The following is a 21,155-nucleotide window of genomic DNA, read 5'->3' on the forward strand; positions in this document are numbered from 1 at the left end:
CGTTTGAACTACTGACACGCAAGTGTCGTGAGTTACAAGCCCCCGAACTTGTTCGGAGGTAGTTGACTTTAGATGTGAATCAGCTATAATAACTAAGTTGTCGCTACGATTAGGTGGCGAAAGTAGTTTTGGAAAGATGTGATAAAAATATGACTCAATCAAAGAAGGGGATCTTTTTTGCGGTTTTCGGAACAATGATGTGGGGGTTATCTGGAAACTTTGCTCAACTGTTTTTTGAAAGAACGGGTTTAGAAGCCACGTGGTTGGTTTCGGTACGTATGCTGATTGCGGGAATTTTGTTGACACTAATAGCAGCGTTTAGGGTATCAAGGAAACAATGGCATCGTTATCTACAGGCGAGTAATCTTTTACGCTTAGTAATTTTTGCACTTTTTGGGATGGTTCCGTCACAACTGACATATTTTTTGGCGATACAACATGGTAATGCCAGTTCTGCTACAATTTTACAATTTCTTGGTCCTCTATTTATCATTATCTATTTAGCTTTGAAAAATTGGAAATTACCTCGGCGAATTGATGTAATTTCAATTGTGATGGCGCTAGTAGGAACGGTTTTAGTGGTTACGCAAGGGAATTTAGCTAAGTTGGCCATTGCACCTTTGGGACTTTTTTGGGGAATTATGGCAGGAGTTAGCCAAGCATTATACACGCTTTTACCTCGGAAGTTACTTCAAGAATTTGATGTGGTTTTAGTTACAGGTAGTTCCATGGTAATTGGTGGCTTAGTCTTTACTCCGGCTTTAGTTCAAGAAGGATCAGTCCACTTAGATGGGCTTGAAATAGGCTATATCGCTTTTATTGCTTTAATGGGAACCTTGATAGCATACCTTTTTTATCTCAATAGTTTAAATTACTTGGCTCCTGAGACCACAGGGATGTTATCTTGTTTTGAACCATTGACTGCAACTTTAGTGGCTGTCTTTTTCATGGGGCTACAGTTACAGCTTTGGGGAGCTTTAGGAATTATTATGGTGCTTTCAACGGTTTTTCTACAAGGACTAAGCACTAAAAAACAAAATTCACTTCAAGATCGTTGTTAAGACGGTCTTTTTTAATTGCCAAAGCGGGGGGATTTAGAGTAAGATTAAATTGAGAGAGCGTAAAATAGAAATGGGGTAAAGAGATGTTATTAGATTTTTTAAATGATTATTATCAGGCTGAACTGGAAAATATTCATGATGTTGCCGGTAATCAACATTTGGTTGGCTACAGTCAGCTTTATGATTGCGATTTGTTTGTTAAAATTTTCGAAGATGAAGCCATGTTTTATGCTGAACAACATGTCAATCAAGTTTACTGTCCAGAAATTTACCTAGATAGTGTGCTTTATGAAGATTATTATGTGGTGGTATTGAAGGACCGGAAGATGCAAGAGGTTACCGCTGAAGAAAAGAATTTGCTACCTAAACAAGCGCAAAAATATGGACGGATGTTAGCAGATTTTCATAATCAACTGACAGGGCAAGTTAAAGTTTTCAATGACGAGCGTCCTTTAAGTCAGCGTTTGGCAGAAAAAATAGCAAATTTAAAGGGCACGGAACATGAAACTGACGTTGTTCAGGCTTACCAGATTTTACAAGCTGATTTAGCGGCTGCCGACCAAGAGTATCAACAATTACCTAAGGTTGTGGTTCATGGCGATTTTTCTTTGCGTAACATTATGGTTTACGACAAACATGAAATCCTGATTGATTTTGAAAAAGCGCATATGGGTGTAGCTTACGAAGATATGTTAAAATTTTTTTATAATGAAGTACATGCAGTTACCTTGCGCAAGGAATTTTTGAAGGGTTACCGTCGGCAACGACGTTTTGAAATTCCGCAAATTCAACTTCAAAGAGTGATGCTCTTCTTTGTTGCCTTAGACATTTTGGAATATCATGTGACCCACCCCAAGAAAAAATTTGGTAATATGGCCACGCGGATGTTGCAAACTATTGTGGCAGGTGACGCTTTATTGACTATCTGATTCTGATTAAAAATTTGTAATTAAAATTAAGCATCCTGACAGCGGATGTTTTTTGTGGTAAAATTAGAAAGTAAAAGGTTTCTAATGGTCTTTTTCAGGAAAGACTATAACTGAAAACCAATAATAAAATAACAAAAAGTTAGAGGATGACAGATAATGACAAAAAAACTTCATATTGCCTTGATGTTTGGTGGCAATTCATCTGAACATGATGTTTCCAAGCGTTCTGCCCATAACATTTATGATGCTTTAGATAAGGATAAGTACGACGTTTCTGTTTTTATGTTCACTAAACAAGGTTTCTTATTAGGAAACGAAGATTCCATGAAGATTTTTGATGGTGAAAACGAAGATGAAGTTGTAGCTGAAGCGATGAAGGGTGTGGATATGTCTAACCCATTGGCTAATGTACAAAACTTATCTGAAGTCAAGGATGTAGATGTCTTTTACCCAGTTATTCACGGAAATATGGGTGAAGACGGGACTATCCAAGGGTTATTCCGTCTTTTGAATAAACCATGGATTGGTTCTGGCATCACTTCTTCGGGGATTTCTTTTGACAAAGATTTAACAAAGCAATTGTTAACTTTACACGGTATCCGCAATACAAAGTATGTGGCCTTTACTCCAGAAACGATGGATCAATATCCATGGGAAAAAGTTTCGGCTGACTTAGGAGAAACTTTATTTGTGAAAGCTGCGCGTCAAGGTTCTTCAGTAGGAATCTACAAGGTTCGCAACAAGAAAGAATACGATCAAGCCGTGAAAGATTGTTTGCAATATGACTACAAGATTATGGTTGAAGAGGCTATTAAGAACCCACGTGAAGTAGAATGTTCTGTTTTGGGTAACCGTCAAGCCAAAGCTTCTAAGTTAGGGGCCTTGACAATTCCTGAAGGTGACGACTTCTATGACTACAACAATAAGTTCGTAGATGCTTCTGGGGTGGTTTTCGAATTACCAGTTGAATTACCAGAAGCCTTAACTAAAGAAATTCAACAAATGTCCTTAGATGCCTTCCGCGTCTTAGATAACCGTGGTTTAGCGCGAATGGATTTCTTAGTTGACGAAAATGATGTGCCTTACTTCGGGGAAGTTAATAACTTACCTGGCTTCACCAATATTTCTCTTTACCCTCAAATGTGGGCTGTTTCTGGAATTGAATACAGTGAATTAATTGACCAATTAATCCAATTGGCCATTGATGAATTTAATGACAATGCTAAGTTAAGCTTTGATTTCGTAGAATTAGGTCAAGAAAAAATTGGGAAGGGTCTTTTAAAGAGCCAAAATTAAACTAAGAAGGCAAGTTTCTGAATCGGAACTTGTCTTTTTTCGTGTAAAATTCTTGTAATTAGGGTAAAATTAAAAAATAAACTAAAAAGTAAGGATGGGAGACATGGCGCAAGATTTTGCAAACTATTTAAATCAAAACCTCGCTAAATTAGATTTTGATGGGGACTTGTCCTTGGAGTGGCAAAAAAAAACGCGAACATTTACTTTAGAGATGATTTTTTATGCTGCTAATCCGGATAGTCAGGAGATTGTTGATAGTGATGATGTTTTGACGGATGCGGATTATATTACCTTTATTGATGAAATTCTTTTCTTTGATGAACAAAAACCTGTAAACTTTAATCCGGAAGATTACCTAGCTTGCTTACCTTTTGCGGGAAAACGAGGTTGGACCAAGCAAGAAGCTGACGGTTTCTTGGCTTACTTACAGGAGGTACTCGACAATGGTCAGAGTGATCTTTTGGACTTTTTAAACGATGACACAGCAGAAGAATTTGGTTTGACTTGGGATGGATCGCGCCTGGCTAGCTTGATAGCCCAAACTGCCGGTAATAAAATTATTTTACCTTATCCCAAATTTTAGGAGGAAGAAACGTGGAATGGATTAAATTAGAAGTCGTAACAACTAATGAAGCTAGCGAAGCGGCAGCAAATATCTTAATGGAAAATGGTGCTGGAGGGGTACAATTTGATGATGAACGTAGTGATGATAATGTCGCTTTAATTACCTATTTTCAAGAAAATGAAGCTAGTCCAGAATTGGTGCAAGAATTAACCGTCAAGATTCAAGCTTTAAGTGATTTTGGACTTAACCCCGGTCCTGCAACAGTGACCATTGAAACCACTAATGACGATAAGTGGGCGACGGCGTGGGAAAAATACTATCGGCCGGTGCGTTTAACCCGTTATTTAACGGTCGTGCCTTCTTGGACCGATTATCAAGCAAGTCAAGCTGATGAAAAAATTATGCGTCTAGACCCAGGTAAGGCATTTGGGACGGGGACCCACCCCACAACTAAGCTGTCTTTGCAAGCTTTGGAAACTGTGATGCGTGGTGGTGAAGTGGTCTTAGATGTTGGGACTGGTTCAGGGGTTTTATCGATTGCAGCTAAGTTGTTTGGCGCCGGTGAAATTTATGCGACAGATGTTGACGATGAAGCTGTGAAATCTGCTCAAAAAAACTTGGACTTAAATCCGGTTGCTAAGAATGTACATGTACAAGTTAGCGATTTATTGAAAGGAATTGATATCCAGGCGGACTTGATGCTAGCCAACATTTTACCGGATGTTTTGGTGCGTTTAATTCCTGAGGCACCTAAAAATTTAAAACCCGGTGGTTTATTGATTACTTCTGGAATCATTACGGCTAAGCGGGACTTAATTTTAACAACCATGCAAGACGCCGGCTTTGAAATTTTACAAACTCTAAATGAAGGTGATTGGCATGCTATTATCGGACGTTTAAAGACGGAGGAAAACTAATGCAACGTTACTTTTTAGAGAAAAATTTGCAAGGTCCCAACCTAATTTTACCCCAAGAGATTTTCCACCATGCTATTACAGTTATGCGAATGAGAGTAGGAGCAAAATTTGAAGTTGTGACTCCTGATGAATTTGTCAACATTATGGAAGTGACGGAGATTAAAGGGAAAGTTGCCAAAGCTAAATTAGTATCGAAAAGTCGCCAAACAGTAGAAATGCCTAAACAAGCAGTGATTGTTTGTGGTTTGTCCAAAGGTGATAAGGCGGAATGGATTGTCCAAAAGGGAACCGAAATGGGCGCAGCCAAGTTTATTTTTTTCCAAGGTGATTACTCGGTAGCCAAGTGGGATCAAAAAAAACAAAAGCGCAAATTAGAACGCTTGTATAAGATTGCTCAAGGAGCTGCTGAACAATCCCACCGCACCCAGGTACCTGATGTGGAATTTATTGCCAAGGTGGCTGATTTAGAATTACCAGCAACAGCTTTAGGGCTGGTTGCCTACGAAGAAGAAGCTAAACAAGGAGAAAAGACCATGTTAATGCAAACCTTCGAGAATTTGAAGAATAAGGATGCTTTGTGGGCTGTCTTTGGACCAGAAGGGGGACTAGCACCCAAAGAAGTTGAGACATTGTTAGATAAGGGCTTCGTCAAGGCAGGGTTAGGACCGCGAATTATGCGGGCGGAAACCGCCCCTTTATATTTTTTAGCATCCATGAGTTTCTATCTAGAATTAGCGCATGATTTAGGGTAGAATAGTGATAAATATTAAGAAGAGAGGCTAGTAGAGCATGAAAGCACTCAAACAACTTTTTTCGCTCCAAGCAATTTGGTATTTAGCTTTTGCAGCATTTTTTAGTTATGTCGTTCCAATTATATTTGCAGTTGCAGGTACGAATGATGTCTTACGCATTGAATTTATTTTATTTTTAATTAATGTAGCTTATGCCGTTTTGGTTGGTATTATAATTGGTAAGAAAGATCAAACCATTATCTTTACTATCTTTTTTCCGTTACTTTTTCAAATTAGTTACAGTAGCTTTTTTGGTGGTTTTAGTAGCTATGTGCGCTACTTTGGCCCGGTTTACCTATTGATGACGCTGTTAGCTTACGGTGCAAGTAAAGACTAGTTATGAGGTGATGCTTTATGGAAAAAGATGTATTATGGACAGCTGACGATGTCATTAGCATGTGTCGTGACTACATGAATGAAAAGCATGTGGATATGGTGCAAAGAGCTTATAATTTTGCAGCCTATGTTCATAAAGAACAGGTACGTAAGTCTGGGGAGCCGTACATTATCCACCCCATTCAAGTGGCAGGGATTTTAGCAGAATTAAAGATGGATCCTGAAACGGTTTCGGCCGGTTTTTTGCATGATGTAGTTGAAGACACCAAGGTGACTTTAGGCGATATAGGGGAACTTTTTAATCATGATGTGGAAGTAATTGTTGACGGAGTTACCAAATTAAGTAAAATTCAATACAAGTCTCACCAAGAACAATTAGCAGAAAACCACCGTAAATTACTCTTAGCTATGTCCAAGGATTTACGGGTAATTATTGTAAAATTGGCAGATCGTTTGCATAATATGCGGACTTTAACACATCTACGACCTGATAAGCAAAGACGGATTTCCAATGAAACTTTGGAAATTTACGCGCCTTTGGCAGAACGTTTGGGTATTTCTACTATCAAGTGGGAACTGGAAGATATTTCTTTACGTTATTTAAATCCCCAACAATACTACCGCATCGCTCACTTAATGAATTCCCGACGGGATGAACGGGTGAAATATATTAATGAAGTGATTGTCGACATTAATGATGCTATTAAGGATTTAAATATCGATTGTGATATTTATGGACGACCTAAACATATTTACTCCATTTATCACAAGATGAAGGATTTACACAAGCAATTTGGGGAAATTTATGATCTTCTAGCAGTACGGGTGATTACTAAATCTATTCGGGACTGTTATGCCGTCTTAGGGGCCATTCATACACGGTGGACACCAATGCCGGGGCGTTTTAAGGATTATATTGCCATGCCAAAGGCCAACATGTACCAATCCCTTCATACCACGGTGATTGGGCCAAATGGAACACCATTTGAAGTACAAATTCGGACCGAAGAAATGCATCGTGTGGCCGAATACGGGATTGCTGCTCACTGGGCTTACAAGGAAGGTAACACCCAAGGTGTTTCTCAAACGAGTTCTGGCGACAAATTAAATCTGTTCAAAGAAATTATTGAATTTCAAAAGGAAGCCACGGATGCCAGTGACTTCATGGAGTCTGTTAAGGGCGATTTATTTGGGGATCGGGTTTACGTCTTCACTCCCAAAGGCGATGTGTTCGAATTACCAAAGGGAGCAGGTCCTTTAGATATGGCCTATACTATCCACACGGAAGTCGGCAATAAGACCACCGGAGCAAAGGTTAATGGTAAGATTGTGCCTTTGGATTATCAGGTGAAAAATGGGGACATTGTTGAAATTATGACTTCCCAAAATTCGGCGGGTCCAAGTCGTGACTGGTTGGACTTAGTGCATACTAATAAGGCTCGCAATAAAATTAAGCACTTCTTCAAACTTCACGAACGGGAAGAAAATATTGAAGAAGGGCGTGAACTTTTACAGCATGCCATTGAAGAATCAGGTTACAAAGCTAGTGAAGTTATGACCACAGAAAATCTGGAAAAGGCTGTGGCGAAGAAAAATTTGAAGTTAGTCGATGACTTACTGGCATCGATTGGTTTTGGTGGAATTCAACCTATGGGGATTGCCAACATTATGTTGGAAGATGTACGTCAAGAAGAAGAACGCCTACGGAAAGAAGAACAGGAGCGAGCTGTTCTGGAAGAGCACCAAGAAATCGAAGCCAAACCTGCTAATAATGACAAAAAGCATTCTGAAAATGGAATTAACGTTCAAGGAATTGATTCTATGCTGGTGCGACTCAGTCATTGCTGTAGTCCAATTCCAGGGGACAAGATTATGGGCTATGTGACCAAGGGGCGTGGTGTTTCTGTACACCGTGAAGACTGCCCTAATATCAAGGCGGCTGGTAAAAACGGGATGCCATTGATTGATGTTTCTTGGAATACTATCCCTGATCCTCGTAAATACTATGATGCGGAACTGGAAGTTGAAGGTTATAACCGTAATGGTTTAATCAATGATATCCTTCAAGCGATTAACAATTCTGCCAAGAGTCTATCTTCAATTAACGGACGGGTAGACCATAATAAGCAAGCCGTTGTAACTGCGACTGTGGGAATTAAAAATTCTGAACACTTACAAAGAGTGGTTGATAAGATTAAGCAAATTCCTGATGTTTATGTAGTTAAGCGAGTTATTCACTAGGAGGATTTATGCGCGTCGTATTACAAAGAGTTAAAGAAGCCAAAGTCGAAATTGAAGGTCAAATTAAGGGTCAAATCGGACCTGGATACATGTTATTGGTTGGCTTTACAGAGGGTGATGACAACCAAGACATTGACTATTTAGTGCGTAAAATCATCGGAGCTCGACTTTTCTCCGATGAAGCGGGGAAGATGAACCTTTCCATTGGGCAAGTTGGCGGGGCGATTCTTTCGATTTCACAATTTACTTTGTATGCTGCCGTTAAGAAAGGCAATCGTCCAAGTTTCACAGCGGCTCAAACCCCAGCTTTGGCGGAACCTAATTATTTGGAATTCAACCAAAAGTTGCGCCAAGCGGGCTTGATTGTCGAAGAAGGCATCTTTGGCGCTGATATGCAAGTGAGTTTAGTTAATGATGGTCCAGTAACCATCATCTATGAATCACCAAAGAAGTAAACTGAAAGGATGAGCGATCATCCTTTTTTGAATTTTTTGAAAGGAAAATGTAATGCAATATCGTGATTATTTTTGGGATTTTGATGGTAATCTCTTTGACACCTATCCAGCCATGACTGCATCCTATGTCAAGGCCTGGCAAAGTTTTGGTGTTAGTATCGACGGGACTCAAGCTTACCGCCAAATGCGTCAAAATTCTCTAGGAGCCACCATGCAGGTAGATTTAGCTTCACATCCAGAGATTGATTTGGCAGAATTACGGGCCGAATATGAGTCTATTGAATCTACTTATCAAGCTGATTTTCAACCTTTTGAATATGTTAAAGAGGTTTGTCAAGCCGTGGTGGCGGCGGGCGGACGTAATTTTTTGTTAACTCATCGATCTCAAGGCGCATTAGAGGCTCTGGAAAAACATAATCTAAGTTCGCTTTTTAGTGGTGGGGTGACGGGCAAACAACATTTTGCTCGTAAACCATCACCTGACTCTCTTAACTATTTGTGTCAAAAGTATGGTGTTGATAAGAATCAAGCCGTAATGGTTGGTGACCGCGACTTAGATGTGATGGCGGGACACAATGCGGGAATGGCAGGAATTCTATTTGATCCCGATGATTTAATTATGCCCCAAAGTAAACCAGAACTTAGAATTCGCTCTTTTAAAAGTTTATTGGATTAAAAAAGGCAATGTTTATTTTCAAATGTGAAAAGTAAACATTGCTTTTTATTTGAGATAAGTTTGGACTTGCTTGATTTTGGCCTTAGTAGCAACTTGCATGGTCGAAGGGGTGCCAGCATACCATTTACCTTGTCTTTTTTCTAAGACGAACAGATAGGTATGCTGAGCTTGGGGAATTTTATCACCTTGATAGAGAATGTAGCCCCCGGTGCGGTGTTTTTGGGCGCCTGCCTTATATAAATTAAGTTTCTGCCCGGTAGTTGCGGTACCTTTTAGAACTTGTTTAACTGTGACTTGATAGGAAGTTGCTGGTAGTTTGTCAAAGTTTTTTTGCTTAAGATTTGATTGTTTCACTTCGGCTACAATAATTAAGTCACTCTTTTTGACGACGTTTGCTAAGTTAGTCTTAGGCACGGGTCGGTAATCAACTTGGGGATGGCTCTTGGAGTAAATTACATGTCCTAAGGAGGCTATCCCTAAAATTACGAGTATAATTAGGCTTAGATTAAGGAGTCGTTTTTTATTGGCCATTTACTTCGTCTCGCTTTCATCATCCGCTTTGGCGGTAAAGTAGTTGTTTAAACCTTTAATAATATCATTGGTAGCAGCATTTCTGTATTTGCTGGATTTAATCATGGCGAAGTCATTATCGCTATTGATGTAACCAAATTCCAGTAAGACAGCTGGTCGTTGATTATCTCGTAAGACCTGAAAGTTCCCAAAATCAATTCCTTTGTTATCTAATCCCAGGGAAGAAAATTGGGAAGAAAGATTATAGGCTAAGGAATAAGAAAGTTTCTTGCTGTAGTAGTAAGTTGTCACCCCGGAAGCCGTATTAGCATCGGGCGAAGAGTCAAAGTGAATTGAGATAAAGGCATCGGCGTGGACTCGGTTGGAAAGTTGAGGTCGAGCTGCCAGACTGATATATTCGTCTTTGTTACGGGTCAAATAAACCTTGGCTCCACGCGCCTGGAGTTTACGGGCTAATTCCTTGATGTAGATTAAAGTGTAAGTTTTTTCTTCAGCTTCACCGCTTGATAAGGCTCCGGAATCCCTTCCCCCGTGCCCGGCGTCCAATACAATGGTAGCATTTTTAAGACTAGTTACGGTAATTTGCTTGTCAGTGCTAAAATACCAGTCGGGAATCCAGCCAAGGTGACCATCATCAGTTTTAATGTAGTACCAGTGGTAGCGTGAAGACAAGATAGTAATCCGGCTACCTTGGGGTAAGCTGGCAGTTTTTTGGGAATCAAGGTCGCTTTTTTGATAAAGGTAAGCCTGATTGACGGAAATTACGTCTTGCTTGAAATAGCGACTGACACGAAAAAGAAAAATTGTCAAAATTATCGCTACCAATGCGAGGAGTACAGTGTGACGGGTTGACCATTTTAATGTCGTTTTTTTGGATTGATGTTTACGGGAACGAGGCCCTAAATTATTTTCCATATTATGCACCTTCAAATAATAGCGTATGTGTCTATTATAGCAAATCAACATGTTATAATAAAAGCTGAATTTATGAACTGTTAATTTTTAGGAAAGGTGTGAGGTTTTGAAACCAGGAATAAGAGCACGCTTGCAATCGGGCAAAGCCTATTTTTGTTTACTGGCCAGTGTCGACCTCGTTAATTTCTATATACTTTGGCCACTTTTTCGTCTCTTAACGACGTTTTTACTACAGGAGATTGCGTTACCTTTTATTTCTCTAGCTAGCACACTGACAATTCTTAGCCAACATCCCTTTTTAGTCATGTTGTTGTTATTTGAGCTAGGAATATTTTTAGCTTGCCTTTATGGTCAGTGTATTTATTTGATAGTAGGTGTGGTAGCCATAAAAATGGGAATTACTTCTTTATGGGTAGTTTTAGGTTCGACGTGGATTAAGTTAAAGCAATTAGGTTGGACACCGGTACCGTTTTTTATGGTTGGTTTGGCAGTACTTGGGCCTGGAATAACCGTAGTTTATCACACGCCTCTGTTAGGTAAATTAAACTGGTCTATGCTTTTACATTACCTAATGGTCGAAAAAAGCAGTATGGTTTTGATTTTAGGAATATTATATTTATTTTTACTCTATATTCTTCTTAGTAAAGTTCCTAGAAGAAGCGACTGGCGTCAAATTATCAAGTTGAATCTTGTGGGAATCTTCGGAGTTGGAATTTGTGATGCTGGGATTTTAGGATTGCAGTTTTTTATCGACCATCAAGGAGGACAATGGTCCGGAGTAAGTATCTGGCTGAATCTGACCTTAATTCAGTTCAGTAATCAGCTAATTTTAGGAACCATGATGGTTTTAAATATAAGCCAATTACTTCCAGTAAGTAAGTCGTTACAGACCACTAGCATCCAGAGTCGGTATCAAGGTCTTGTAGTGGCAGTGTTATTAATCTTAGCTGGTGGCGCCATCGGCTGGGAGAGTTGGCTTAATGTACCCGATAGTGGTCAGCGGGGGGCTGAAATTATCTCCCATCGAGGAGTGAGTCAGCAAAATGGAGTTCAAAATAGCTTACCAGCCTTAATCCGAACAGCGCAGATCAAACCTGACTATGTTGAAACTGATTTACATGAAACACGAGATGGTCAATTCGTGGTCTTGCATGACGAAAATCTACAAGGCCTAGCTGGAATCAAACGTGCCCCTTATCAATTAACTTTGAAGCAATTAGAAAAGCTTCACGTTCGAGAAAAAGGACAGACTGCTTCTTTGATTAGTGCGGACCAGTACCTAACGATGGCCCAAAAGAAAAAACAAAGACTTTTGTTAGAAATTAAGACGACCCCTCATGACTCAAGGGGAATGTTAACGCATTTTTGCCAACATTATCAGGCGCTAATTTTACGTAACCACTGGATGGTGCATAGCTTAGATTACCGGGTAATTAAGGACCTTAAGTCTGAAGCTCCACAAATCAAAGTTGCCTACCTCTTGCCTTATAATGTAATTTATCCAATAGGTTTGGCCGATGCCTACGGTGTACAGTATGCGACCCTGACGCGGGAGTTTGTGGCCTGGGCGCATTGGCAAGATAAGCAAGTTTATGCTTGGACGGTCAGTGACCCCGCTAGTGTAAAAAAACTCTTGGCTTTTGGGGTTGATGGCTTAGTCACTGATGATGTTCAACGGGTACGCCAAGCCCAAAAAGATTATCGCCGGCAAAATTCTTCTGTTAGATATTTAGCAAATTATTTAGGCTGGCCAATTTGGTGAAATTTTTCGGAAAAGTCGTGGTCAAAGCTTGACAAAACAAGGAAAAATCAGTAAGGTAAATAATATAAATCAGACCGGAGAAAAAAGAGGAGTAACCAAGTTATACTGACTAGAGAAATGGACCTAGGCTGGAAGTTCATAAGTGGCGCTTGGCCAAAGACACTTTTTGAGGTGTATGGAAACATACCGTTCGTTACGTTATCACGCAGAGTAAAAGTAAAGGTGGTACCGTGCGATTTTGCGCCCTTGTCAGGTGACAGGGGCTTTTTTTTCGGTTGTAAAGGAGGAAAAAAATTGAAGTACCAACGTCCAAAAGGAACTGCGGATATTTTACCCGCACAAGCTAAAAAATGGCAATATGTTGAAGAAAAAGCGCGGCAGCTCTTCGCTAAGTACCGGTATGAAGAAGTGCGAACCCCAATTTTCGAAGCTTTTGAAGTCTTTTCCCGGACTTCAGGGGAAACGTCAGATATTGTAACCAAGGAAATGTATGATTTCTATGATAAAGGTGATCGGCACATTACCTTACGCCCTGAAGGCACTGCGGGTGTCGTCCGAGCTTTTGTTGAAAATAAATTATACGGACCTGAAAACCAAAAACCGGTCAAAACTTACTACATGGGACCTATGTTCCGTTATGAACGTCCGCAATCCGGGCGGTTACGGGAATTTCACCAAATTGGGGTGGAAGCCTTTGGGGTGGATAATCCTGCTTTAGATGTTGAAGTTATGGCCATGGCAGTCGACTTGTTGAAGTCCTTTGGTTTGGACAGTTTGAAGTTAGCTTTGAATACTTTGGGTGATCAAGCTACACGGACAGCATACCGCCAAGCTTTGGTGGACTACTTAACCCCATTTGCGGACCAATTATCCGATGACTCTAAGGAGCGTTTGACTAAAAATCCGTTGCGAATTTTAGACTCTAAAGATGAAGGGGACCAAGAAATCGTGGCCAATGCCCCTCAAATCCTAGATTACTTAACTGATGATGCCAAACAACACTTCCAAACTGTGACGGACTTACTAGATGATCTAGGTATTGCCTACGAAGTCGATGCTAATATGGTGCGGGGGTTGGATTACTACAACCATACCATCTTTGAAATTATGTCCGACGCTAAGTCCTTGGGTGGTAAATGGACAACCGTATGTGCTGGTGGACGGTACAATGGTCTCGTGGAACAGTTGGGTGGTCCCGAAACTCCAGGAATCGGTTTTGGTTTAGGGGTGGAGCGACTCTTATTAATCTTAGCTGACCAAGAACTAGATTTAAATGATGACTTGGATGCCTATGTAGTTGGCATTGGTCAAGAGACAAGTGCCACGAGTTTTGCCTTAGTGCAAGCTATCCGGGCCCAAGGATTTACCGCTGATCGTGACTACTTGGACCGCAAACCTAAGGCCCAATTCAAAACCGCTAGCAAGTTAGGGGCTAAAGTAACCATTACTCTAGGTAAAAAAGAATTGGAAAGCCAAATGGCCAATGTGAAGAACATGGTGACGGGTAATCAAGTGGAGGTACCTTTAGCTGATTTGAAGACTAAATTTACCCAAATTTTGGCAGAAATTACAAAAGAGGAAGCTTAAATATGAAAAGAACAACATACTGTGGTTTGGTAACAGACCAATATCTCGACCAAGAAGTCGTGTTAAAAGGTTGGGTGCAAAAGCGCCGAAATTTAGGAAACTTAATTTTTGTTGACTTGCGGGATCGCGAAGGAATTGTCCAATTGGTGTTCAATCCTGAGGTTGATGCTGATGTGCACAAGTTAGCCGAAAGCTTACGTTCAGAATTTGTTGTGGAAGTTATCGGTAAGGTTAAAGCTCGTAAGACAGCTAACCCTAATTTAAAGACAGGGGCTATTGAAGTTGAAGTCAATGCTTTAAAAATTTTAAACAAAGCCAAAACTGCACCATTTGATATTGATGACAACATTACTGCTTCTGACGAATTGCGCTTGAAGTATCGTTACTTGGACTTACGCCGCCCAGAAATGCAAAAAGCCCTAATGATTCGTAACCGCATTACTCAAACGGTACATGCCTACCTCGATAAGCATCACTTTATCGATATTGAAACTCCATACTTGACGCGGTCCACGCCTGAAGGAGCACGTGATTACTTAGTACCTTCCCGGGTTTATCCTGGCCACTTTTACGCCTTGCCACAATCACCTCAATTGTTCAAACAACTTTTGATGGGGGCGGGCTTTGATCGTTACTATCAAATTGCACGTTGTTTCCGAGATGAAGATTTACGGGGAGATCGCCAACCAGAATTTACTCAAATCGATATTGAAACTTCCTTTATGGACGCTGATGAAATTCGGGAAATGACAGAAGGTCTGTTGAAAGACGTGATGAAGGAAACTTTAGGGGTAGAATTAACTACGCCAATTCCTGAAATCACTTGGAATGAAGCCATGAATCGTTTCGGCTCTGATAAGCCAGATATTCGTTTTGGCATGGAGTTACAAGATATGAGCCAAGCGGTAACAGGTGCCGGCTTTAAGGTCTTTGATATGGCCTTAGAAAATGGCGGGCAAGTTAAGGCTATTACCGTAACTGGTGGGGCTGACAAGTATTCTCGCAAGCAAATCGAAGCTAAACAGGATTACATCAAGCGCTTTGGTGCTAAAGGTTTAGCTTGGGTTAAGGTGACGGAAGAAGGTTTAAATGGTCCAATTGCCAAATTCTTCAACCAAGAGGCCAGTGCCAAGGTAGTTGAAGCCGCCAAAGCTCAAGTTGGCGATTTGATTTTATTTGTGGCTGACAGTCGCAAGGTCGTAGCCGATAGTTTAGGTTACTTACGGGTTGATATTGCTAAGGAATTAGACTTGATTGACCAAGATCAATTTGCCTTTATTTGGGTCGTTGACTGGCCATTATTCGAATATTCCGAAGAATTTGATCGCTATATTGCGGCCCACCACCCATTTACAATGCCAAATGAAGAGGATGTGGCTTTATTAGAAACTGATCCTCACAAGGCTCACGCTCAATCATACGATATTGTCTTGAATGGTTATGAGTTGGGGGGGGGATCTATCCGGATTCACCAACGTGATGTCCAAGAAAAGATGTTTAAGGCTTTAGGCTTTAGCCAAGAAGATGCTGAAGCGCAATTTGGATGGTTTATGGATGCCTTAGATTCAGGTTTCCCTCCTCATGGTGGTTTAGCCCTTGGTTTAGACCGTTTCGCTATGCTCTTGGCTAAGAAGGACAATATCCGTGAAGTAATTGCCTTCCCTAAGAATTCACACGCCTCTGAACCTTTAACGAATGCTCCTTCACTCGTGGCGCCTAAGCAATTAGAAGAATTAGCTTTAGAAGTGGAATTACCTAAAGAAGAATAGCAACGGAAGACCTGGTTTTGACCGGGTCTTTTTAGTAAAATTACAAAAATTTTGACCGCCAACGTTTACTTTTTGTTATAATAAATAAAATTACTTTTAACGGAGGTTTTGCAAATGGAAGAAACAGCCATTTTCGCGGGCGGTTGCTTTTGGTGTATGGTAACACCTTTTGACCAACAGCCGGGAATCAAATCAGTTATTTCAGGTTATACAGGGGGCTTTGTAGAGAATCCTACTTATGAACAAGTCAAAGCCCATGAAACCGGCCATACAGAAGCGGTTAAGATTACTTTTGACCCGGAAGTGATTTCGTATGAGGAATTAGTGGAAATCTACTGGCGCCAAACTGACCCAACAGATGCCATGGGCCAGTTCCAAGACCGCGGGGATAACTATCGTCCGGTCATCTTTGTAAAAGACGCTCATCAAAGAGAAGTTGCTACGAAGTCCAAGGAGGCTCTGGCTCAAAGTGGGGAGTTTAGCGATCCGATTGTCACACAAATTGAAGATGTGCAGCCGTTTTATGTTGCCGAAGAATATCACCAGGATTATTTTAAGAAAAATCCCGATCAATTTGAAGATGAAACTAAATTACGTCGCCAATTTAGCCAGGAGCACTGGAAGGAATAAATAAATGGACGAACTACAGCGAATTTGGCGGCGCCATACCTATATGGCAAAAATTTCCACCGCAATTTTTTATGGAATTTTAGTTTCGGTTGCCATGAATTTCTTTTGGACACCGGGGAAGGTTTATTCATCAGGAATTACCGGCTTGGCGCAACTTTTAGTTTCCTTACTGGCAAAACAAGGATGGCATTTGTCTGCCGGGCTCTTCTTATTTATTTTAAATGTACCCCTATTTATTTTGGCCTGGTTGCGGTTGGGGCGGACCTTTACAATTTTTACCATCATTGCCGTTTTTTCTTCATCTTTGATGATTAAGATCCTCCACCCCTTGAGTTTGACCACCGATCCGATTATTTGTGCCATTTTTGGGGGATGTGTTAATGGTTTTGGGACCGGATTAGCTTTACGGAATGGAATTTCCACCGGGGGACTGGATATCTTAGGGTTAACCATCCGAAAGAAAACAGGTAAATCGATAGGTTCAATTAATCTCATGTTTAATTTTTTGATTGTGATTGCTGCAGGAATGGTTTATGGTTGGCCGCATGCTTTTTACTCTGCCTTGGGAATTTTCATCAATGCCCATGTGATAGATATGACTTTTACCCGCCAACAACTTTTACAAGTTATGATTATTACCGATCAGCCTAAAGGTGTGGTAGATTGCCTACAAAATAGCATCCATCATGGGATTACGGTTTTAAATCATGCTCAAGGAGCTTATACCCATAAAGATAAGAGTGTGTTGATTACGATTATTTCTCGCTATGAAGTCCCTGAAATGCGTCGGGCTTTAGCTGCTTCAGATTCCAAGGCTTTTGTTAGTATTTCTCCCAATATTCAAGTATTGGGGAATTATCGCGACTTCTCTATTTAGGTATGTTAAGTATGACATAATTTTGAAGAGGTTTAAGTTGAAAAGTTAAGCTAGAATAGGGCTTGTAAACAGAGGGTTTACAAGCCTATTGGTTTAAAAAATTGAATGAACAATTTGTGCATTGCCTAAACGTCTTTTAGTATCATGGCAGTATCTGACTGCCAGTGCTAGAAGCTCGGTACTTCAGTACCGAGTTCATTCACGAGCAAAAAACACTGCCATCAAGACAGTGTTTTAAAGCTTTGGAAAACGCACAAAGGTTTGCGTGTCTTCTAGGTTGGGTTGTGGTGTTGTTTTAGCTTCCATAGGTGCAGAATTTGTCACCGTAGGTCGCTCTGAGTTACGCCAGGAGACATAGATAATGTAGTTAGTGAAGTCTTCGGATAGTTTGGTTCTGTAGCCTGCGCCAATCAAGGAGGCGTTAATTCCTTGCATATAGGTTTTGATAGCCACATCAATAGAAGGGGTAATTTTCTTGGTGGTCATGCCGTGTAAGACATCTAATCCTTGGGCAGCTTCGCTATCGTCTTTAATCGTGGGTAAGCTTTTGAAGAAGTCAAAAATATTAATACGACAGTGGTGTTTGGCTTCTAGTTCCACAGATAGAACCAAGCGGCGATTAAAATATTCTTCAAATAATTCATGGTTATGAATGAGGTAGCGTAAAGTAGCTTGAATTTTCGTATAATTTTCCAATTCAAAATCTTTTTGCAGTTGACGGATTTCGTCGGCAGTGAGCATATTTTTCTTCCTTTCTAAGTAGTCTTAACCTAATTATCGTTTTTTTTACGATAAAAGTCTACAAAAAAATCTCCGAAAAAGCGGAGATTTTCAGAAAATTTAAACTTGCGTATTTTGGTTAACCTTTTGTAGGCCATGTTGTGTCAAACTTTCGATAATAAACATGGCCGTTTCTTCGATAGACTTATTAGCCACATTGATTTGTAAACACCCAATCTTGCGGTATAAATCAGTTGCAAAGTCTAATTCAGCTTGAATGGAATCAGTATTGGAGTAAACTGTATCGGGGTTTAAGCCATAGGCAATCATTCTTTGACGGCGAATATTGTTTAAAACGGCCACATCATTAGTTAAACCAAAGACACGGTTGGGGTCAACTTGAAAAATTTCATCTGGAATCTTAGTTTTAGGTACCAATGGTAAGTTAGCCACCTTGTAGCCGTAGTTAGCTAGGTACAAAGAAAGAGGGGTTTTGGAAGTCCGGGAAACTCCTAGGAGAACGATATCGGCTTTGGTGAAGCCTGAGGGATCCTTACCGTCATCGTAAGTTACGGCAAATTCAATGGCTTCAATCCGGTTGAAGTATGATTCGTTGGTATTGTGGTTAATCCCTGATTCACCTAAAGGCTTCTTCCCCGTAATGCTAGCAACAGTATTAATCACATTAGAGATGGCGTCGATGACTGGCAAGTTTTCGGCCTGGCAAAATTCGTTGATAGCGGTAGAAAAATCACTATCAACAAAAGTATGGATAACCATAGCTTTTTTGTTTTTAGCTGAATTTAAAATTCCGGTTAAAATTTCTTTGGACTTAACCATGGGGAATTTTTGGATTTCAAATTTATCTTCTGGGAATTGTACCAGCGCAGCTTGTGCCAGAGAATTAGCTGTTTCCCCTAAGGAGTCAGAAATAATGTAAATATTGTTTGTGGACATAAAGAAACCTCATTTCACATAACTTAGTAAAAATTTTCTATCTATAGTATACAAAAATGAAGGCGCTACCGCAATTAGAAAAGCAATTTAGCTCGCATTTAGGCAATAATTTTATACTGAAAAACTTGTAAATAATTATTGACGCTGTTGAGCAATTTAGATATAATGGAAAAGAACTGTTAAGTTATGTACTGAATTAACGGTTACTTTAAAGCACGGAGGGAGGGAAACAACCATGTCAAAGACAGTCGTTCGTAAAAACGAATCTCTTGATGACGCTCTTCGTCGCTTCAAACGTTCCGTTTCAAAAACAGGTACTTTACAAGAATACCGGAAGCGTGAATTCTACGAAAAACCAAGTGTTAAACGCAAGAAGAAATCCGAAGCTGCTCGGAAGCGTAAGAACAAGCGCCGTTTCTAGTTTCTAGAGGAGGCAGACCGTGATGGCTCATTTTGAGGCATTACCTAAGGACATGATTGCCGCTGATGAAGTAAAGGCCGTTTTACAAGAAACGTTAACGCTCTTGGAGCGACTCTTCATCTGACCTCGAAAATAGGTCAAAGGGCGCTTTGATGCCTAGAAAGAATTATTTAATATAATACTTTGAAAAACCGCTGTTAAGGCGGTTTTTTTATTGCTTTATATTTATGATACCTAACATAAAAAACCTTTTGGATTCTTCGCTCCAAAAGGTTAGGTTAGGACCTATTCTTTAATTTTTAGGGCTTGCTTTAAGTTTTTTTGAACTTTAACTTGCTCGTTTTTAGGAACAATTTCAAAGGAGACGCCATCAATCATTTGGCTTTGTCCTTGGAGTTGGATCTGTTCAATATTATCTGCTGCGCCGTCATTGTAGTTAGCTGCAATTGTCTTAATGTCATCAAAGGTTAAGTCAGTTTTGACATTCGATGAGATGGCATTTAAGATTTGTTGGTATTTAGTCAAACTATCAAAAGAAGCAATCTTTTTCACCATAGCCATGAGGACGATTCGTTGCCGCATTTGGCGACCGTAGTCTCCACGAGAATCCTCATAACGCATGCGGGTGAAAGCAAGGATGTTATCACTATTGATGGTAACCATCCCTTTGTCAAAGTGGTGTCCTAGGTTAGTGAAATCTAGGTCGTTATCAACTTTAACAGGACCAACAGCCTTGGATAATTGTTCCATCCCTTTCATATCCATTTCGACATAGTGGTCAATAGGAATATCAAGGTAGTTTTGTAAGGTGTTAATAGCCCCAGCCACGTCACCGTAAGCATAGGCAGCATTAATTTTGTTATCCGAACCATGATTGGCAATGGCAACTTTGGTATCCCGAGGGATAGAAACTAAGGTTGATTTCTTGGGGGCAATGGCCGCTACCATCATGGTATCTGATCGTCCTTGGTAGGTTCGACCGTATTCACCGGTATCGACCCCCAAAAGTAAAACAGAGAATGGCTGGGACTTTTCAAGGTTCACGCTACCTTCTCGTTTGTCTTGCGTTTTAACAGTTTTATATGTGCTATCAACGGCCTTCTTGGCGTCGAAGTAGAACTTTCCGCCGATGGCCCCTACAATTACGATAAGTGCGACAATCACACCTAAAATCAATTTCCAAGCATTATGCTTTTTATGTTTGTGATGGTGACCGTGATGCTTATGTTGTACTTGGTCTTGATCATTAGCCATATGTATAATTCCTCCCATAAACAACTCTAGCAATGAGTTGATCTAATACTGCTTAAGTATAGCACAAGTTGAGGTTGATGAAAGTACTTAGCAAGACATTTTTTCATCGTTTGACCATGAAAAAAACTATAATACAAAAATAAATTAGAAAAAAATGATAAAACCAATTGACACTTTTCATAATCGATGATAAGATGGAAACCATAAATTACATAAGACGTCAAAGTAGCGTTGAACTTGGGAGTCAGAAAGCCGTTGGGTGATGCGAAACGGTCAGGGGGTAAGCGCCAAATACAGACGTGGTTCAATCTTATGCGGTCTTGATGGGAGCCGTTATCCTCCTATAAGAGTAGGCAGATGCCTAAGCTGGGTGGTACCACGCACGAAGCGTCCTGGTTGAGCACATTAGTGTTTAATCAGGACGCTTTTTGACGTTTAAAGGAGCGATTGTGATGAAGAAGGCCT

21 protein-coding genes are annotated in these 21,155 nt (G+C 40.3%); 16 read left to right on the top strand and 5 right to left on the bottom strand.

Features of this window, described 5'->3' with window-relative positions:
• Positions 1 to 149 precede the first annotated feature (149 nt).
• The 10 genes from FC36_RS04495 to FC36_RS04540 all read left to right on the top strand — a co-directional run bounded on the left by FC36_RS04495 (position 150) and on the right by FC36_RS04540 (position 9,267).
• Entirely contained in the window at positions 150 to 1,061 is a 912-nt protein-coding gene (locus FC36_RS04495) for an EamA family transporter (protein ID WP_025021459.1), read from the top strand.
• Between the two features lie 83 nt (positions 1,062 to 1,144).
• The gene (locus FC36_RS04500) at positions 1,145 to 1,990 is read left to right on the top strand and encodes a phosphotransferase (protein ID WP_025021458.1); all 846 of its coding nucleotides are present in this window, start codon (positions 1,145 to 1,147) and stop codon (positions 1,988 to 1,990) included.
• Between the two features lie 153 nt (positions 1,991 to 2,143).
• Positions 2,144 to 3,286, top strand: a complete 1,143-nt coding sequence (locus tag FC36_RS04505) for a D-alanine--D-alanine ligase family protein (RefSeq protein WP_025021457.1) — start codon at positions 2,144 to 2,146, stop codon at positions 3,284 to 3,286.
• Positions 3,287 to 3,389: 103 nt separating this feature from the next.
• On the top strand, positions 3,390 to 3,869 hold the full coding sequence (locus FC36_RS04510) for a DUF3013 family protein (RefSeq protein WP_025021456.1): 480 nt from the start codon (positions 3,390 to 3,392) through the stop codon (positions 3,867 to 3,869).
• A gap of 11 nt (positions 3,870 to 3,880) precedes the next feature.
• On the top strand, positions 3,881 to 4,768 hold the full coding sequence (gene prmA, locus FC36_RS04515) for a 50S ribosomal protein L11 methyltransferase (protein WP_025021455.1): 888 nt from the start codon (positions 3,881 to 3,883) through the stop codon (positions 4,766 to 4,768).
• Positions 4,768 to 5,520, top strand: a complete 753-nt coding sequence (locus tag FC36_RS04520; RefSeq protein WP_056986735.1) for a 16S rRNA (uracil(1498)-N(3))-methyltransferase — start codon at positions 4,768 to 4,770, stop codon at positions 5,518 to 5,520. The genes prmA and FC36_RS04520 overlap by 1 nt, the downstream gene beginning before the upstream one ends.
• A gap of 37 nt (positions 5,521 to 5,557) precedes the next feature.
• Positions 5,558 to 5,896 (top strand): hypothetical protein, encoded by a 339-nt coding sequence (locus FC36_RS04525; RefSeq protein WP_023860587.1) that lies wholly within the window; start codon positions 5,558 to 5,560, stop codon positions 5,894 to 5,896.
• A 17-nt stretch (positions 5,897 to 5,913) separates the two neighbouring features.
• Complete coding sequence (locus tag FC36_RS04530; RefSeq protein WP_056986736.1) at positions 5,914 to 8,136, top strand: RelA/SpoT family protein; 2,223 nt, start codon at positions 5,914 to 5,916, stop codon at positions 8,134 to 8,136.
• 8 nt (positions 8,137 to 8,144) lie between these two features.
• Complete coding sequence (gene dtd / locus FC36_RS04535) at positions 8,145 to 8,591, top strand: D-aminoacyl-tRNA deacylase (RefSeq protein ID WP_023860589.1); 447 nt, start codon at positions 8,145 to 8,147, stop codon at positions 8,589 to 8,591.
• 52 nt (positions 8,592 to 8,643) lie between these two features.
• Positions 8,644 to 9,267 carry an HAD-IA family hydrolase gene (locus FC36_RS04540; protein ID WP_025020560.1) on the top strand — a complete coding sequence of 208 codons (624 nt, stop codon included), beginning with the start codon at positions 8,644 to 8,646 and terminating at the stop codon, positions 9,265 to 9,267.
• Positions 9,268 to 9,312: 45 nt separating this feature from the next.
• Here the strand turns inward: FC36_RS04540 and FC36_RS04545 are convergent, their stop codons facing one another.
• Both FC36_RS04545 and FC36_RS04550 read right to left on the bottom strand, forming a co-directional pair.
• Positions 9,313 to 9,798: a hypothetical protein gene (locus FC36_RS04545; protein WP_023860591.1), complete on the bottom strand. Its 486-nt coding sequence runs from the start codon at positions 9,796 to 9,798 to the stop codon at positions 9,313 to 9,315.
• A complete protein-coding gene (locus FC36_RS04550) occupies positions 9,799 to 10,713 on the bottom strand; it encodes an N-acetylmuramoyl-L-alanine amidase family protein (protein WP_023860592.1) in 915 nt (304 codons plus the stop codon).
• A gap of 130 nt (positions 10,714 to 10,843) precedes the next feature.
• Here FC36_RS04550 and FC36_RS04555 point away from each other — a divergent pair, with 130 nt between their 5' ends.
• From FC36_RS04555 to FC36_RS04575, 5 genes are all read left to right on the top strand, one after another.
• Entirely contained in the window at positions 10,844 to 12,475 is a 1,632-nt protein-coding gene (locus tag FC36_RS04555) for a glycerophosphodiester phosphodiesterase (protein WP_225349914.1), read from the top strand.
• Between the two features lie 294 nt (positions 12,476 to 12,769).
• A complete protein-coding gene (gene hisS, locus FC36_RS04560) occupies positions 12,770 to 14,062 on the top strand; it encodes a histidine--tRNA ligase (protein WP_025020562.1) in 1,293 nt (430 codons plus the stop codon).
• Positions 14,063 to 14,064: 2 nt separating this feature from the next.
• Positions 14,065 to 15,831, top strand: a complete 1,767-nt coding sequence (aspS, locus tag FC36_RS04565; RefSeq protein ID WP_056986737.1) for an aspartate--tRNA ligase — start codon at positions 14,065 to 14,067, stop codon at positions 15,829 to 15,831.
• A 114-nt stretch (positions 15,832 to 15,945) separates the two neighbouring features.
• A complete protein-coding gene (msrA, locus tag FC36_RS04570; protein ID WP_025020563.1) occupies positions 15,946 to 16,461 on the top strand; it encodes a peptide-methionine (S)-S-oxide reductase MsrA in 516 nt (171 codons plus the stop codon).
• Between the two features lie 4 nt (positions 16,462 to 16,465).
• Entirely contained in the window at positions 16,466 to 17,338 is an 873-nt protein-coding gene (locus tag FC36_RS04575; RefSeq protein ID WP_023860597.1) for a YitT family protein, read from the top strand.
• Positions 17,339 to 17,572: 234 nt separating this feature from the next.
• On the opposite strand, the gene FC36_RS04580 is transcribed toward FC36_RS04575, so the two are convergent.
• Both FC36_RS04580 and FC36_RS04585 read right to left on the bottom strand, forming a co-directional pair.
• Entirely contained in the window at positions 17,573 to 18,079 is a 507-nt protein-coding gene (locus tag FC36_RS04580; RefSeq protein ID WP_023860598.1) for a hypothetical protein, read from the bottom strand.
• Positions 18,080 to 18,178: 99 nt separating this feature from the next.
• Positions 18,179 to 19,015, bottom strand: coding sequence for a pyruvate, water dikinase regulatory protein (locus tag FC36_RS04585; RefSeq protein ID WP_023860599.1), 837 nt, complete (start codon positions 19,013 to 19,015; stop codon positions 18,179 to 18,181).
• Between the two features lie 235 nt (positions 19,016 to 19,250).
• On the opposite strand from FC36_RS04585, the gene rpsU reads away from it, so the two are divergent.
• Complete coding sequence (gene rpsU, locus FC36_RS04590) at positions 19,251 to 19,436, top strand: 30S ribosomal protein S21 (RefSeq protein ID WP_003694124.1); 186 nt, start codon at positions 19,251 to 19,253, stop codon at positions 19,434 to 19,436.
• 285 nt (positions 19,437 to 19,721) lie between these two features.
• Here the strand turns inward: rpsU and FC36_RS04595 are convergent, their stop codons facing one another.
• Complete coding sequence (locus FC36_RS04595) at positions 19,722 to 20,690, bottom strand: LCP family glycopolymer transferase (RefSeq protein ID WP_056986738.1); 969 nt, start codon at positions 20,688 to 20,690, stop codon at positions 19,722 to 19,724.
• Between the last annotated feature and the right edge of the window lie 465 nt (positions 20,691 to 21,155).

Source organism: Ligilactobacillus equi DSM 15833 = JCM 10991 (assembly GCF_001435735.1).
GTDB lineage: Bacteria > Bacillota > Bacilli > Lactobacillales > Lactobacillaceae > Ligilactobacillus > Ligilactobacillus equi.

Bases quoted from the DNA above. Each gene is read 5' to 3' on its own strand.
- FC36_RS04495 (WP_025021459.1), top strand. From the start codon at position 150: ATGACTCAATCAAAGAAGGGGATCTTTTTTGCGGTTTTCGGAACAATG.
- FC36_RS04500 (WP_025021458.1), top strand. From the start codon at position 1,145: ATGTTATTAGATTTTTTAAATGATTATTATCAGGCTGAACTGGAAAAT.
- FC36_RS04510 (WP_025021456.1), top strand. From the start codon at position 3,390: ATGGCGCAAGATTTTGCAAACTATTTAAATCAAAACCTCGCTAAATTA.
- FC36_RS04520 (WP_056986735.1), top strand. From the start codon at position 4,768: ATGCAACGTTACTTTTTAGAGAAAAATTTGCAAGGTCCCAACCTAATT.
- FC36_RS04525 (WP_023860587.1), top strand. From the start codon at position 5,558: ATGAAAGCACTCAAACAACTTTTTTCGCTCCAAGCAATTTGGTATTTA.
- FC36_RS04530 (WP_056986736.1), top strand. From the start codon at position 5,914: ATGGAAAAAGATGTATTATGGACAGCTGACGATGTCATTAGCATGTGT.
- dtd (WP_023860589.1), top strand. From the start codon at position 8,145: ATGCGCGTCGTATTACAAAGAGTTAAAGAAGCCAAAGTCGAAATTGAA.
- FC36_RS04540 (WP_025020560.1), top strand. From the start codon at position 8,644: ATGCAATATCGTGATTATTTTTGGGATTTTGATGGTAATCTCTTTGAC.
- FC36_RS04545 (WP_023860591.1), bottom strand. From the start codon at position 9,798: ATGGCCAATAAAAAACGACTCCTTAATCTAAGCCTAATTATACTCGTA.
- FC36_RS04550 (WP_023860592.1), bottom strand. From the start codon at position 10,713: ATGGAAAATAATTTAGGGCCTCGTTCCCGTAAACATCAATCCAAAAAA.
- aspS (WP_056986737.1), top strand. From the start codon at position 14,065: ATGAAAAGAACAACATACTGTGGTTTGGTAACAGACCAATATCTCGAC.
- msrA (WP_025020563.1), top strand. From the start codon at position 15,946: ATGGAAGAAACAGCCATTTTCGCGGGCGGTTGCTTTTGGTGTATGGTA.
- FC36_RS04575 (WP_023860597.1), top strand. From the start codon at position 16,466: ATGGACGAACTACAGCGAATTTGGCGGCGCCATACCTATATGGCAAAA.
- FC36_RS04580 (WP_023860598.1), bottom strand. From the start codon at position 18,079: ATGCTCACTGCCGACGAAATCCGTCAACTGCAAAAAGATTTTGAATTG.
- FC36_RS04585 (WP_023860599.1), bottom strand. From the start codon at position 19,015: ATGTCCACAAACAATATTTACATTATTTCTGACTCCTTAGGGGAAACA.
- rpsU (WP_003694124.1), top strand. From the start codon at position 19,251: ATGTCAAAGACAGTCGTTCGTAAAAACGAATCTCTTGATGACGCTCTT.
- FC36_RS04595 (WP_056986738.1), bottom strand. From the start codon at position 20,690: ATGGCTAATGATCAAGACCAAGTACAACATAAGCATCACGGTCACCAT.